At 63.1% G+C, this 14,773-nt stretch carries 12 protein-coding genes; 11 read left to right on the forward strand and 1 reads right to left on the reverse strand.

From position 1 onward, the window contains the following. The first annotated feature begins 124 nt into the window (after positions 1-124). A complete protein-coding gene (gene cspD, locus ACF8EF_RS07645; RefSeq protein ID WP_176682276.1) occupies positions 125-391 on the forward strand; it encodes a cold shock domain-containing protein CspD in 267 nt (88 codons plus the stop codon). 71 nt (positions 392-462) lie between these two features. Here the strand turns inward: cspD and icd are convergent, their stop codons facing one another. Next, on the reverse strand, positions 463-1,719 hold the full coding sequence (gene icd, locus ACF8EF_RS07650) for an NADP-dependent isocitrate dehydrogenase (RefSeq protein ID WP_176682275.1): 1,257 nt from the start codon (positions 1,717-1,719) through the stop codon (positions 463-465). Between the two features lie 413 nt (positions 1,720-2,132). Here icd and ACF8EF_RS07655 point away from each other — a divergent pair, with 413 nt between their 5' ends. From ACF8EF_RS07655 to ACF8EF_RS07700, 10 genes are all read left to right on the forward strand, one after another. Next, the gene (locus ACF8EF_RS07655) at positions 2,133-4,358 is read left to right on the forward strand and encodes an NADP-dependent isocitrate dehydrogenase (RefSeq protein WP_392462020.1); all 2,226 of its coding nucleotides are present in this window, start codon (positions 2,133-2,135) and stop codon (positions 4,356-4,358) included. A gap of 202 nt (positions 4,359-4,560) precedes the next feature. Then, positions 4,561-5,001 (forward strand): NUDIX hydrolase, encoded by a 441-nt coding sequence (locus ACF8EF_RS07660; RefSeq protein WP_176682273.1) that lies wholly within the window; start codon positions 4,561-4,563, stop codon positions 4,999-5,001. 59 nt (positions 5,002-5,060) lie between these two features. Next, the gene (gene mnmA, locus ACF8EF_RS07665) at positions 5,061-6,185 is read left to right on the forward strand and encodes a tRNA 2-thiouridine(34) synthase MnmA (RefSeq protein ID WP_176682272.1); all 1,125 of its coding nucleotides are present in this window, start codon (positions 5,061-5,063) and stop codon (positions 6,183-6,185) included. Beyond that, complete coding sequence (gene hflD / locus ACF8EF_RS07670; RefSeq protein WP_010954818.1) at positions 6,182-6,808, forward strand: high frequency lysogenization protein HflD; 627 nt, start codon at positions 6,182-6,184, stop codon at positions 6,806-6,808. Before mnmA ends, hflD begins: the two co-directional genes overlap by 4 nt. Positions 6,809-7,023: 215 nt before the next feature. Then, positions 7,024-8,394 carry an adenylosuccinate lyase gene (gene purB, locus ACF8EF_RS07675; RefSeq protein ID WP_003251234.1) on the forward strand — a complete coding sequence of 457 codons (1,371 nt, stop codon included), beginning with the start codon at positions 7,024-7,026 and terminating at the stop codon, positions 8,392-8,394. Between the two features lie 81 nt (positions 8,395-8,475). After that, the gene (locus ACF8EF_RS07680; protein ID WP_176682271.1) at positions 8,476-9,642 is read left to right on the forward strand and encodes a cupin domain-containing protein; all 1,167 of its coding nucleotides are present in this window, start codon (positions 8,476-8,478) and stop codon (positions 9,640-9,642) included. After that, positions 9,635-10,063: a GNAT family N-acetyltransferase gene (locus ACF8EF_RS07685; RefSeq protein WP_003251237.1), complete on the forward strand. Its 429-nt coding sequence runs from the start codon at positions 9,635-9,637 to the stop codon at positions 10,061-10,063. The genes ACF8EF_RS07680 and ACF8EF_RS07685 overlap by 8 nt, the downstream gene beginning before the upstream one ends. A gap of 207 nt (positions 10,064-10,270) precedes the next feature. Beyond that, positions 10,271-12,232 carry a DNA topoisomerase III gene (locus tag ACF8EF_RS07690; RefSeq protein ID WP_392462018.1) on the forward strand — a complete coding sequence of 654 codons (1,962 nt, stop codon included), beginning with the start codon at positions 10,271-10,273 and terminating at the stop codon, positions 12,230-12,232. Positions 12,233-12,424: 192 nt separating this feature from the next. Beyond that, positions 12,425-13,714, forward strand: coding sequence for an NAD(P)/FAD-dependent oxidoreductase (locus tag ACF8EF_RS07695; RefSeq protein ID WP_392462017.1), 1,290 nt, complete (start codon positions 12,425-12,427; stop codon positions 13,712-13,714). A 194-nt stretch (positions 13,715-13,908) separates the two neighbouring features. Continuing rightward, complete coding sequence (locus tag ACF8EF_RS07700; RefSeq protein WP_392462015.1) at positions 13,909-14,739, forward strand: alpha/beta fold hydrolase; 831 nt, start codon at positions 13,909-13,911, stop codon at positions 14,737-14,739. The last annotated feature ends 34 nt before the right edge of the window (positions 14,740-14,773 follow it).

Here is a 14,773-nt window from a genome sequence, read left to right on the forward strand (position 1 = left end):
AACCAATAAGAACCCACCGTGGGCGATAAAGATCCGCGCAGTCAACCAGATTTTTCGCAAGGTTCGTATGCGGATGAAGTGGATGATACTCCAGTGATGGAGTCCTTTGCAGAGGGACATAGGGATGGCAAGCGGTAAAGTCAAGTGGTTCAACAATGCCAAGGGCTATGGATTCATCAATGAGGAAGGTAAATCCGATGACCTGTTCGCCCATTATTCCGCCATCCGAATGGACGGTTACAAGACCCTGAAGGCAGGCCAGGCCGTGGTATTCGACATCGTCCAGGGCCCCAAAGGCTTGCACGCCGTCGAAATCAAGGATGCCGCGGCCGCAGCAGCAGAGGCTGCCAGATCCTTGGGCGAGCCGCAAAGCGAAACCGCAAAAGCCTGACTGCCTGCGCTGTGCCGGTATACGAAGCAACCGACCGCTTCTTTACAGGAGGCGGCCGGTTTTCTCTTGCTTTACATGTGCTTGATCATTTCGTCGCCAAAGCCTGAGCTGCTCACCAGCCTGGCGCCGTCCATCAGCCGCTCGAAATCGTAGGTCACGGTCTTGGCCGCAATAGCGCCATTGGTACCCTTGATGATCAGGTCGGCGGCTTCGGTCCAACCCATGTGGCGCAGCATCATCTCTGCCGAGAGGATCACCGAGCCCGGGTTGACCTTGTCCTGCCCGGCATACTTGGGCGCAGTGCCGTGAGTAGCCTCGAACATGGCCACGGTGTCGGACAGGTTGGCGCCCGGCGCAATGCCGATTCCGCCCACTTCCGCCGCCAGGGCATCGGACAGGTAGTCACCGTTGAGGTTGAGGGTGGCGATCACGTCGTACTCGGCCGGGCGTAGCAGGATCTGCTGCAGCATGGCGTCGGCAATGGCGTCCTTGACGATGACCTCGCGGCCGGTCTTGGGGTTCTTGAACTTCATCCACGGGCCGCCATCGAGCAGTTCAGCACCGAACTCATCACGCGCCACTTCGTAGCCCCAGTCCTTGAAGGCACCTTCGGTGAACTTCATGATGTTGCCCTTGTGCACCAGGGTCAGCGATTCGCGGTCGTTATCCACCACGTACTGCAGGGCCTTGCGCACCAGTCGCTTGGTACCCTCCTTCGACACCGGCTTGACGCCAATGCCGCAGTCCTGGTCGAAGCGGATCTTGGTGACACCCATTTCCTCCTTCAGGAACTTGATCACCTTGTTCGCCTCGGGCGATCCGGCCTTCCACTCGATGCCGGCATAGATGTCTTCGGAGTTCTCGCGGAAAATCACCATGTCGACGTCGCCAGGCTTTTTCACCGGGCTCGGTACACCCTGGAACCACAACACCGGCCGCAGGCACACATACAGGTCCAGTTGCTGGCGCAGGGCTACGTTGAGTGAGCGGATGCCGCCACCGACCGGGGTGGTCAGCGGGCCCTTGATCGATACCACGTAATCACGCACGGCATCGAGGGTTTCCTGTGGTAGCCAGGTATCCTGGTCATACACCTGGGTGGCTTTCTCGCCAGCGTACACCTCCATCCAGGCAATCTTGCGCTTGCCGCCGTAGGCCTTCTCCACGGCGGCATCGACCACCTTGATCATCACTGGCGAGACATCGACGCCGATCCCGTCGCCTTCGATGTAAGGAATGATCGGATGATCAGGCACATTAAGCGAATGATCTGCATTGACGGTGATCTTGCTGCCGTCGGTCGGAACCTTGATTTTCTGGTATCCCATGCTTGCACTACTCCGCTGTCGGGTGTGGTTTGGACATCGTGCGATCCACTGAGCCTAAACCACATCTGCCGACCTGCAAGGCATGCGACAACCCGCCGCATTGCCGCTTAGTCTTTGGTCTTATAAATGGGCCGATATCACTTGGCCTTGCTGATTAGCCCAAATGGTTTGGTATACTCCGCCGCGACCGAAGGGTCATCGGGGCGAATCCCAGGAAATGCGGACCGCCCTAGGCCATCAACGGCCACTAAGCCTGGGTTGTTACCGCACCCCAGCACTTGACGCTCGACTGATGCATCCACCATCACCGCTCGCAGCCTCTCGACTTTCCGCTCATGGCGCTGCCAGGGCGATGCGCCTACCCTGCGCACCACGAGACTCGAGCACGCTCAGCACACAGAGAGTTAACCCGCATGCCCACCCGTTCCAAGATCATCTATACCTTCACCGACGAAGCCCCCGCCCTCGCCACTTACTCGCTGCTGCCGATCATCGAAGCGTTCACCGCCTCGGCTGACATCGCTGTCGAAACTCGCGACATTTCCCTGGCTGGCCGTATCCTTGCCGCCTTCCCGGAGCAACTGGGCGCAGAGAAGCAAGTAGGCGATCACCTGGCGGAACTGGGCCAGCTGGCTACCACCCCTGAAGCCAACATCATCAAGCTGCCGAACATCAGCGCCTCGGTACCGCAGCTCAAAGCCGCGATCAAGGAACTGCAAGGCAAGGGCTTCAACATCCCTGACTACGCCGACGAGCCGGCCACCGCGGAAGAAAAAGAATCCCGTGCCCGCTACGACCGCATCAAGGGCTCCGCCGTGAACCCGGTGCTGCGCGAAGGCAACTCCGACCGCCGCGCGCCGCTGTCGGTCAAGAACTACGCCCGCAAGCACCCACACAAGATGGGCGCCTGGGCCGCTGACTCCAAGTCGCACGTTGCCCACATGACCCAGGGCGACTTCTACGGCAGCGAAAAAGCCGCACTGATCGAAGCTGACGACAGCCTGCGCATCGAGCTGGTCGGCAAAGACGGCAGCACCACCGTGCTGAAAGAAAAGACCGCCGTCAAAGCCGCCGAAGTCATCGACTGCGCCACCATGAGCCGCAAGGCCCTGAAAGCCTTCATCGCCGAGCAGATCGCCGATGCCAAGGCCGCCGGCGTGCTGCTGTCGGTGCACCTGAAAGCCACCATGATGAAGGTCTCCGACCCGATCATGTTCGGCGTCATCGTCGAAGAATTCTACAACGACGTGCTGACCAAGCACGCCGCTGCCCTGGCCGAAGTAGGCTTCAACGCCAACAACGGTATCGGCGACCTGTACGCCCGTATCAAGGACCTGCCAGCCGACAAGCAGGCCGAGATCGAAGCCGACATCCAGGCCCTGTACGCCGAGCGCCCGGCCCTGGCCATGGTCAACTCCGACAAAGGCATCACCAACCTGCACGTGCCGAGCGACGTGATCGTCGACGCCTCGATGCCGGCCATGATCCGTGACTCGGGCAAGATGTGGAACACCGCAGGCGAACTGCAAGACGCCAAGGCCGTGATCCCGGACCGCTGCTATGCCGGCATCTACCAGGCCACCATCGAAGACTGCAAGGCCAACGGTGCCTTCGACCCGACCACCATGGGCAGCGTGCCGAACGTTGGCCTGATGGCGCAAAAGGCCGAAGAGTACGGCTCCCACGACAAGACCTTCCAGATCAAGGCTGACGGCGTGGTTCGCGTAGTCGATGGCAAGGGCAACGTCGTACTGGAGCAGAACGTCGAAGCCGGTGACATCTTCCGCATGTGCCAGACCAAGGACGCGCCGATCCAGGACTGGGTCAAGCTGGCCGTCAACCGTGCCCGCCTGAGCAACACCCCGGCGGTGTTCTGGCTGGACCCGGCTCGCGCCCACGACGGCGTCATGATCGAGAAGGTGCAGCAGTACCTGAAAGATCACGACACCACCGGCCTGGATATCCGCATCCTGGCACCGGTCGACGCCATCAAGTTCTCCCTGGCCCGCATCCGCGAAGGCAAGGACACCATCTCGGTGACCGGCAACGTGCTGCGCGACTACCTGACCGACCTGTTCCCGATCATGGAACTGGGCACCAGCGCCAAGATGCTGTCGATCGTGCCACTGATGAACGGCGGTGGCCTGTTCGAAACCGGCGCCGGCGGTTCGGCTCCGAAGCACGTGCAGCAGCTGGTTGAAGAGAACTTCCTGCGTTGGGACTCGCTGGGTGAATTCCTGGCCCTGGCCGCTTCCCTGGAGCACCTGGGCAACACCTACGACAACCCGCGCGCCAAGGTTCTGGCCAACACCCTGGACCAGGCTACCGGCAAGTTCCTCGACACCAACAAGTCGCCGTCGCGCAAAGTCGGCGGTATCGACAACCGCGGTAGCCACTTCTACCTGACCCTGTACTGGGCCGAAGCCTTGGCCGCTCAGACGGACGACGCTGCCCTGCAGGCACGCTTCGCACCACTGGCAAAAACCCTGGCCGAGAACGAAGCGACCATCGTCGCCGAGCTCAACGCCGTTCAGGGCAAGCCAGCCGACATCGGCGGCTACTACGCCCCGGATGCCGAGCTGACCGCCAAGGTGATGCGCCCGAGCCAGACCCTGAACAGCGCCATCGCTGCCCTGTAAGGTTCGCTTGAAGTAACAGCACAAACCCCGGCCACGCACCGGGGTTTGTGCTTTCTGGATCGGGGCCGCTGCGCAGCCCTTCGCGGGCTTGCCCGCTCCCACAGGAAAGGTGCTGCCAGCAAGACCTGCACTGCACCTGTGGGAGCGGGCGAGCCCGCGAAGGACCGCAAGGCGGTCCCGGCAACCTGAAAGGACATGGCAAATGACCTGGCAACCCCACATCACCGTAGCGACCATCGTCGAGCACGAAGGCAAGTTCCTCTTCGTCGAGGAATTCAAAGCCAACCAGCACGTCTTCAACCAGCCTGCCGGCCACCTCGAACCCAACGAGACCCTGTCCCAGGCCGCCCTGCGCGAAACCTTGGAAGAAACCGCCTGGGAGGTCGAGCTGATCGGCCTGGTCGGCATCTACCTGTACACCGCCCCCAGCAACGGCGTGACCTACCAGCGCGTCTGCTTCGCCGCCCGCCCCGTACGCCACCATGCCGACCTGGCACTGGACAGCGACATCGTCCGCGCCGTGTGGCTGACCCGCGACGAACTGCTGGCCGACCCCACTCGCTGGCGCAGCGAGCTGGTGCCACGCTGCCTTGATGACTACCTCAAAGGCCCGCTGCACAGCCTCGACCTGCTACGCGACTGACGCGGCGCCACGGGTTTGATAGAATCGGCGTTTTTCCCCCTTGATACACACCGGTACCCATGACCAGCCCAGCACTTAAAGACCCCGCCAAGACCCGCGTCATCGTCGGCATGTCCGGCGGCGTGGACTCTTCCGTCTCAGCCCTTCTGCTCATCGAGCAGGGCTACCAGGTGGAAGGGCTGTTCATGAAGAACTGGGAAGAGGACGACGGCACCGAATACTGCACCGCCCGTGAAGACCTGGCCGACGCCCAGGCCGTGTGCGACCGTATCGGCATCAAGCTGCACACCGCCAACTTCGCCGCCGAATACTGGGACAACGTGTTCGAGCACTTCCTTGAGGAATACAAGGCTGGCCGCACCCCTAACCCCGATATCCTCTGCAACCGCGAAATCAAGTTCAAGGCGTTTCTCGACTACGCCCTGTCGCTGGGTGCCGACCTGATCGCCACCGGCCACTACGTGCGCCGCCGCGATACTGGCGCGCTCACCGAACTGCTCAAGGGCCTGGACCCGAACAAGGACCAGAGCTACTTCCTGCACGCCGTCGGCGGCCAGGAAATTGCCCGCACCCTGTTCCCGGTCGGCGAACTGGAAAAACCCGAAGTACGCGCCATTGCCGAGAAACACGGCCTGGCCACCGCCAAGAAGAAAGACTCCACCGGCATCTGCTTCATTGGCGAGCGCCGCTTCAGCGACTTCCTCAAGCAGTACCTGCCGGCCCAGCCGGGCGACATTGAAACCACCGAAGGTGAAGTGATCGGCCGCCACCATGGCCTGATGTACCACACCATCGGCCAGCGTCAGGGCCTGGGCATTGGCGGCCTGAAGGATGCCAGTGACGAGCCGTGGTACGTGCTGCACAAGGACCTGGCTCGCAACGTGCTGGTGGTCGGCCAGGGCAACGAGCACCCATGGCTGTTCTCCCGCGCCCTGCTGGCCTCGGAAATTTTCTGGGTCAACCCGGTCGACCTCGACAGCCCGCGCCAGCTGACTGCCAAGGTGCGCTACCGCCAGAGCGACCAGCGATGCACCCTGGAACGCACCGCCAGCGGCTACCGCGCCGTGTTCGACGAGCCTCAGCGCGCCGTTACGCCGGGCCAGTCGGTGGTGTTCTACGACGGCGAAGTGTGCCTGGGCGGTGGCGTGATCGAGGCTGCCGAGCCATGGAGCCCGCGCGCATGAGCAACCTGCAGGAGCAGCTGATTGCGTTGGGTGGCGTGTTCCAGGCCGCCGTGCTGGTCGACCGCATCGCCCGCACCGGCCAGGCCAGTGAAGCCAATATCGGCTGCATGCTGGGCAGCCTGCTGGTGCGCGACCCCAAGGACACCCTGGAGGTGTTCGGCGGTGACGACCTGAACCTGCGCGACGGCTACCGGGCACTGATCGGCGCCCTCGAGCGCGACCCCAACAGCCTGCAGCGCGAGCCGCTGCGCTACGCCCTGTCGATGCTGGGCCTGGAGCGCCAGCTGAACAAGCGTGGCGACCTGCTGGACACCATCGGCAACCGCCTGCCGCAAATCCAGTCGCAGGCCGAGCATTTCGGCCTGGTTCACGAAAACGTCATTGCTTCCAGTGGAGCCTTGTACCAGGACACCCTGAGCACCTTGCGCCAGCGCATCCAGGTGCACGGCGACATGCGCTTCCTGCAGCAGCCCAACAACGCCTCGAAGATCCGCGCCCTGCTGCTGGCCGGCATCCGCGCCGCGCGACTGTGGCGGCAGCTGGGCGGGCACCGTTGGCAACTGGTGTTCAGCCGGCGCAAGTTGCTGAACGAACTGTACGACATGATGCGCAGCCCGAACTGACGGGCTGGGCTGCCCTTTGTGGGAGCGGGCATGCCCGCGAAGCAGGCGACGCGGTGTATGGCACCGGCTACGCCGGTGTTCGCGGACATGCCCGCTCCCACAGGGTCTGCCACCTGATCCAAATTGGGCCGACCTTTGGTCAGCCACCCGACCCTGGCGCATTTTTCATGTATGATATGCGCCCTTCCAAAAGCCTGACTGTCCGAGAACACCCCATGCAGCTTTCTTCGCTCACTGCGGTTTCCCCTGTAGACGGCCGTTATGCCGGCAAAACCCAGGCCTTGCGCCCCATTTTCAGCGAATTCGGCCTGATCCGTTTCCGCGCCCTGGTCGAAGTGCGCTGGCTGCAGCGCCTGGCCGCCCACCCGCAAATCGGCGAAGTGCCGGCGTTCTCCGCCGAAGCCAACGCCCTGCTGGACAGCCTGGCCAACGATTTCAAGCTGGAGCACGCCGAGCGCGTCAAGGAAATCGAGCGCACCACCAACCACGACGTCAAGGCCATTGAATACCTCCTCAAGGAGCAGGCCGCCAAGCTGCCTGAGCTGGCCAAGGTCAGCGAGTTCATCCACTTCGCCTGCACCAGCGAGGACATCAACAACCTGTCCCACGCCCTGATGCTGCGCGCCGGCCGTGACGAAGTGCTGCTGCCGCTGATGCGCCAGGTCGCCGACGCCATCCGCGCCCTGGCCCACGCCCACGCCGAAGTGCCAATGCTGTCGCGCACCCACGGCCAGCCGGCTTCGCCGACCACCCTGGGTAAAGAACTGGCCAACGTCGTGTATCGCCTGGAGCGCCAGATCGCCCAGGTTGCCGCCGTACCGCTGCTGGGCAAGATCAACGGCGCCGTGGGCAACTACAACGCCCACCTGTCGGCCTACTCACAGATCGACTGGGAAGAGAACGCCCGCGCCTTCATCGAAGACGAACTGGGCCTGCAGTTCAACCCGTACACCACCCAGATCGAGCCGCACGACTACATCGCCGAGCTGTTCGACGCCATCGCCCGCTTCAACACCATCCTGATCGACTTCGACCGTGATGTGTGGGGCTACATTTCGCTGGGTTACTTCAAGCAGAAGACCGTCGCCGGCGAAATCGGTTCGTCGACCATGCCGCACAAGGTCAACCCGATCGACTTCGAAAACTCCGAAGGCAACCTGGGCATCGCCAACGCGCTGTTCCAGCACCTGGCCAGCAAGCTGCCGATCTCGCGCTGGCAGCGTGACCTGACCGACTCCACCGTGCTGCGCAACCTGGGCGTGGGCTTTGCCCACAGCGTCATTGCCTTCGAGGCCAGCCTGAAAGGCATCGGCAAGCTGGAAGTCAACGAAGCTCGCATCGCCGCCGACCTGGACGCCTGCTGGGAAGTGCTGGCCGAGCCGATCCAGACCGTGATGCGCCGCTTCAACATCGAAAACCCTTACGAGAAGCTCAAAGAGCTGACCCGTGGCAAGGGCATCACCCCAGAAGCGCTGCTGACCTTCATCGACGGCCTGGACATGCCAGCCGAAGCCAAGGCCGAGCTCAAGCAGCTGACCCCCGCTACCTACATCGGTAACGCGGCAGCCCAGGCCAAACGCATCTAAGCTGAGCGTCGCGTACAACGCCCGGCCTGGCCGGGCGTTTTTATTCCCGTACGAAAATTACGTTTTTTCAATAGGTTGAACATGAATCCTGATACTCCACTGCAGCTGCTCGGCGGCATCTCGGCCCGCGAATTCATGCGCGACTACTGGCAGAAGAAGCCGCTGCTGGTGCGCCAGGCCTTCCCGGACTTCATCAGCCCGATCGACCCCGACGAACTCGCCGGCCTGGCCCTGGAAGATGAAGTCGAGTCGCGTATCGTGCTGGAGCACGGCGCGCATCCGTGGGAGCTGCGCCGCGGCCCGTTCGGCGAAGACACCTTCGCCGAACTGCCGGAAAAAGACTGGACTCTGCTGGTACAGGCCGTTGACCAGTTCGTTCCGGAAGTGGCCGAACTGCTGGAAAACTTCCGCTTCCTGCCCAGCTGGCGTATCGATGACGTGATGATCAGCTTCGCCGCCCCGGGTGGCAGCGTCGGCCCGCACTTCGACAACTACGATGTGTTCCTGCTGCAAGGCCACGGCCAGCGCAACTGGAAGATCGGCCAGATGTGCAGCAGTGACAGCCCGCTGCTGGAGCACGCCGACCTGCGTATCCTGGCCGAGTTCGAGCAGAGCGGCGAGTGGACCCTGGAGCCTGGCGACATGCTCTACCTGCCACCGCGCCTGGCCCACTACGGCGTGGCCGTGGACGACTGCCTGACCTACTCGGTAGGCTTCCGCGCACCGAGCGCTGCCGAAGTGCTGACCCATTTCACCGACTTCCTCGGCCAGTTCCTGCCCGACGAAGAGCGCTACAGCGACGCCGACGCCCAGCCGGTCAGCGACCCGCACCAGATCCAGCACGATGCCCTCGACCGCCTCAAGGCGCTGCTCGACAAGCACATGGGCGACAAGGACCTGCTGCTGACCTGGTTCGGCCAGTTCATGACCGAGCCACGCTACCCCGAACAGATCGTTGGCGAAGAGCTGAGCGAGGAAGAGCTGATCAATGCCCTTGAGCAAGGCGCCATCCTGATCCGCAACCCCAGCGCACGCCTGGCCTGGTCCGAATTCGAAGATGACCTGCTGCTGTTCGCCAGCGGCCGTAGTTGCCCACTGCCCGGCAAACTGCGCGAGCTGCTGAAGCTGGTATGCGCGGCCGACGCCTTGCACATCGATAACCTGGCCGAGTGGCTGCAGGACGAAGATGGCCTTATGCTGGTACAGCAGCTGGTCAAACAAGGGAGCCTGGGTTTCGCCAATGAATAAGATCAGCGTTCGCCTCGCCGATTGGCACAAAGACAACGCCGACATCCGCCGTATCCGTGAAGCCGTGTTCGTCGCCGAGCAGCACATTCCGCCAGAGCTGGAGTTCGACTCGGAAGATCAGGACGCCTTGCACTTCCTGGCCCTGGAAGGCGACTATCCGATCGGTACTGCGCGCCTGCTGGCCGACGGCACCATCGGGCGCATCTCGGTGCTCAAGGACTGGCGCGGCCTGAAGGTGGGCGATGCGTTGGTCAATGCGGTCATCGTCGAAGCGCAGAACCGCGACCTGAAACAGCAGATGCTCAGCGCCCAGGTGCACGCCACGCCGTTCTATGAGCGGCTGGGCTTTCGCGTAGTCAGCGAGGAATTCCTCGAAGCTGGCATCCCGCATGTCGACATGGTGCGCGACTCGCGCGCCTGATCCATAACCTGCACTGGCCGCTTCGCGGACAAGCCCGCTCCTGCATGGGAATACGATTCATGTGGGAGCGGGCTTGCCCGCGAAGAGGCCGGCACAGGTAAAGACACTTCTCCTGACAAAAACCTGTACATCCATCCAGATAAAACTTGCCTCTGCGCCCCCGCTTGCGCATCCTATGGCCCACCACCCCGATGAAGCGTCCCGGCCATGCGCCTGTTCCTCTGTGAAAAACCCTCCCAGGCAAAAGACATCGCCAAAGTGCTCGGCGCCAACCGCAAAGGCGACGGCTGCTGGCAAGGCACCGACATCTGCGTCACCTGGTGCATCGGCCACCTGCTGGAAACCGCACCGCCCGACAGCTACGACGAACGTTACAAGCGCTGGAACCTGGCCGACCTGCCGATCATTCCAGACAAATGGAAGATGGTGGTAAAGCCCAAGACCGCCAGCCAGTTCAAGGCGGTCAAGCGCCTGCTCGGTGAAGCGCGGGAACTGGTGATTGCCACCGACGCCGACCGCGAAGGCGAAATGATTGCCCGCGAGCTGGTCGAGCATTGCCGCTACCGGGGCCCGGTGCAGCGCCTGTGGCTGTCGGCGCTGGATGACGCCTCCATCCGCAAGGCCCTGGCGCGCCTGCTGCCAGGCCACGAGACGTTCAACCTGTACCACTCGGCGCTGGGGCGCTCGCGCGCCGACTGGCTGATCGGCATGAACATGAGCCGGCTGTTCACCTTGCTGGGCCGCCAATCCGGCTACCAGGGTGTGCTGCCGGTAGGCCGCGTGCAAACGCCGACCTTGCGCCTGGTGGTCGACCGCGATCGCAGCATCGCCGACTTCGTGCCGGTGCCGTTCTGGGCCATCGAGGTGCAACTGGAACACGCCGGCCAACGCTTCAATGCCCAATGGCGCGCCCCCGAAGACGCCTGCGATGACCAAGGCCGCTGCCTGAAGCAAGGCCTGGCACAGCAGGCCGCCACCGACATCGGCCATGCCGGCACTGCCCGAGCGGTAAAGGTAGCGACCGAGCGTGTGCGCGAAGCAGCACCGCTGCCCTTCGACCTTGGCACCCTGCAGGAGCTGTGCTCGAAAAAGTTCGGCCTCGGCGCCCAGGAAACCCTCGACATTGCCCAGGCACTGTACGAAACCCACAAACTGATCACCTACCCGCGCAGCGATTGCGGCTATTTGCCACAAAGCCAGCACGTCGAGGCACCCGCCATCCTCGCCGCCCTGCAACGGGCCGATGCCAGCCTGGCGCCGCTGCAGCCCTACCTGGAGCCGCAACGCCGATCGCGGGCGTGGAACGACGCCAAAGTCAGCGCTCACCATGGCATCATTCCCACCGTCGCCGCCAGCGACCCCTCGCGCCTGCCGGCCAAACACAAGGCCGTGTATACCCTGATCCGCGCCCGCTATCTGGCGCAGTTCCTGCCCAACCATGAATACGACCGCACCCAGGCCGACTTCGACTGCGCCGGTCATGCGCTGCGTGCTGTGGGCAAACAGATCGTCGAGCCGGGCTGGCGCCGCGCCTTGCCCGAAGCGCTGACCCCGGCCAAAGGCCGCGAGGCCCCCCCGGCCCAGGTGTTGCCAGCGCTGCGCGAAGGCCAGGACTGCAACGTACACGGCCTGCAGTTGAAAGACCTGTGGACCCAGCCACCCAAGCCGTTTACCGAAGGCGACCTGATCAAAGCAATGAAGAACGTGGCCAAGCTGGTGGATGACCCTCGGCTGAAGCAGAAGCTCAAGGAAACCACCGGCATCGGCACCGAGGCCACCCGCGCCAGCATTATCCAGGGCCTGCTCGACCGCGGTTACCTGGTAAAGAACGGCAAGGCGCTGTCGGCCACACCTGCGGCCTTCAGCCTGATCGACGCCGTTCCCCGCGCGATTGCCGACCCCGGCACCACGGCAATCTGGGAGCAGGCGCTGGACATGGTGCAAAGCGGCGAGATGCCCCTGGAAGAGTTCGTCGCCCGGCAGTCGGCGTGGATGGGCAAGCTGGTAGAGCGTTGCAGCGGCATGCGCATGACCATCAGCGGGCCAGCGGCCGGGGCGGCGCCGCCCTGGAAGAAGAAACGTCGCAGTGCAGGTGGCAAAAGCAAAACGGCCGGAAACAAGGCAACTCCGAGCAAGCCACGGCAGCCGCGGAAAAAGGCAACGTCCTGAAATTTCCGCCTTCTCACGTCCGGTCTCTCTGCGCGTGCCCCCTGTAGGAGCGGGTTCACCCGCGAAGAGGCCAGCCCAGGCAACACATTAACCACAGGCAAACCACAAACCCCGACCAACACATTGGCAACGTGAAATTTAACTGCTAACTTTTCATGAAAATAAACACAATAATTTTCACGGAAACCCGGCATGTTCAAACAATCCGCCCAGCACGTCGCCAGTTACTACGCCCAGACCTACCCCGCCAACATCCCATTACGCCCTACCCTGCAAGGCCCCCACGACACCGACGTACTGATCATCGGTGCCGGTTTCAGCGGCCTGCATACTGCCCTGCGCCTGACCCAGGCCGGCAAACGCGTAACGCTGCTGGAAGCCAGCCGGGTTGCCTGGGCGGCCTCCGGTCGCAACGGTGGCCAGGCGCTGTTGGGCTGGTCGTGCGACATGCCGCCGCTGGAGCAGGCCCTTGGCATCGAACGTACCCAACGGCTGTGGGCCAGCATGTGCTGGGCCGCCGACGAGATGCGCGAGCTGCCCCAACGCCACGGTTTCGACATCGACTACCGGCAGGGCAGCCTGTGGACTGCAGTATTGCCACGCCGGGTGAAAATGCTCGAAGAGGCGCTGCATGATGCCGAGCATAAATGGGGTTACGACGCCCTGCGCCTGATCGGCCGTGACGAGTTGCCGCAATGGATCGACAGCCCGCGCTACCAGGCCGCGCTGTACGATGCCAAAGGCGCCCACCTCAACCCACTGAAACTGGCGCAGGGCCTGGCCAGTACCATCGAGGCTGCTGGCGGGCGAATCTACGAACAGAGCCAGGTGCTCAGCTACCAGCAGGCTCGCGACGGCTATGTCGCCCGCACCGACCGTGGCGAAGTTCGCTGCCAGGTGTTGGTGCTGGCCTGCAACGCCTACATCGACCGCCTTGACCGCGGCCTGTCGCGCCGCCTGTTGCCCGTCGGTTCCTACCAGGTAGCCACTGCGCCTCTGGATGCCGACTTCGCCCATTCGTTACTACCTCGCAACAGTTGCGTGATCGACAACCAGTTCGTACCCGACTACTTCCGCCTGACCCCGGACCACCGCCTGCTGTTCGGCGGTGGCTGCACTTACCTGGGCGGCATTCCCAAGGACGTCGCCAGCGCCACCCGCCCGTACCTGGAGCGGGTATTCCCGCAACTGGCCGGGGTGGCCATCGACTATGCCTGGGGCGGCCACATCGATTGCAGCATCAAGCGCACCCCGGACGTCGGCCGCGAGGGCCAGCGCTACTGGCTGCAGGGTTTCTCCGGCCATGGCGTTCTGCCGACCCTGGCGGCGGCGCGTGCGGTCAGCGATGCCATTCTCGGCGATGAAGACCTGTTGGCGCTGTACCAAGGCATCGAAAACGGCCGCTTCCCCGGCGGCGACCTGCTGGCTGCGCCATTGGAAGCTGCGGCAAAGGCCTGGTACCGCATGCGCGACCGTGTCTGAAGGACATGAGTGTTGCTTGTGCGGGCCTCTTCGCGGGTGAACCCGCTCCTGCGCATTCAAAATCCATGAGATCCCTGTAGGAGCGGGTTCACCCGCGAAGAGGCCCGCACAGGCAACACAACTTCCTGATACCCGCCAAAATTCCTCCTATTCTCAATAGCTCCCTTCGCTTCCTGCACTCAGGAGACACGACCATGAGCTATGTAACCACGAAGGACGGCGTACAGATCTTCTACAAGGACTGGGGCCTGCGCGATGCGCCGGTGATCCACTTCCACCACGGCTGGCCGCTCAGTGCCGATGACTGGGACGCGCAGATGCTGTTCTTCCTCGCTGAAGGCTACCGGGTGGTCGCCCACGACCGGCGAGGCCATGGCCGCTCCAGCCAGGTATGGGACGGCCACGACATGGACCACTATGCCGACGATGTAGCCGCCGTGGTCGCCCACCTGGGCACCCAGGGTGCCGTGCATGTCGGCCACTCGACCGGCGGCGGCGAGGTGGTGCGCTACATGGCCCGGTACCCTGAAGACAAGGTGGCCAAGGCCGTGCTGATCGCGGCCGTACCCCCCTTGATGGTACAAACCCCCGGCAACCCCGGTGGCCTGCCCAAGTCGGTATTCGACGGCTTCCAGGCCCAGGTTGCCAGCAACCGGGCGCAGTTCTACCGGGATGTGCCAGCAGGGCCGTTCTACGGCTACAACCGCCCAGGGGTCGAAGCCAGCGAAGGCATCATTGGCAACTGGTGGCGCCAAGGCATGATCGGCAGTGCAAAGGCCCATTACGATGGCATCGTGGCGTTTTCCCAGACCGATTTCACCGAGGACCTGAAGGGCATCAAGCAGCCGGTGCTGGTGATGCACGGCGACGATGACCAGATCGTGCCCTATGAAAACTCCGGGGTACTGTCGGCCAAGCTGCTGCCCAATGGCACGCTGAAAACCTACAAAGGCTACCCGCATGGCATGCCCACCACCCATGCCGATGTGATCAATGCGGATTTGCTGGCGTTTATCCGTAGTTGATGTTTTCGCCAGTACCGGCCCTTTCGCGGGTAAA

The sequence above is a fragment of the Pseudomonas sp. zjy_15 genome (assembly GCF_043101865.1).
Classification (GTDB): Bacteria; Pseudomonadota; Gammaproteobacteria; order Pseudomonadales; family Pseudomonadaceae; genus Aquipseudomonas; species Aquipseudomonas putida_Y.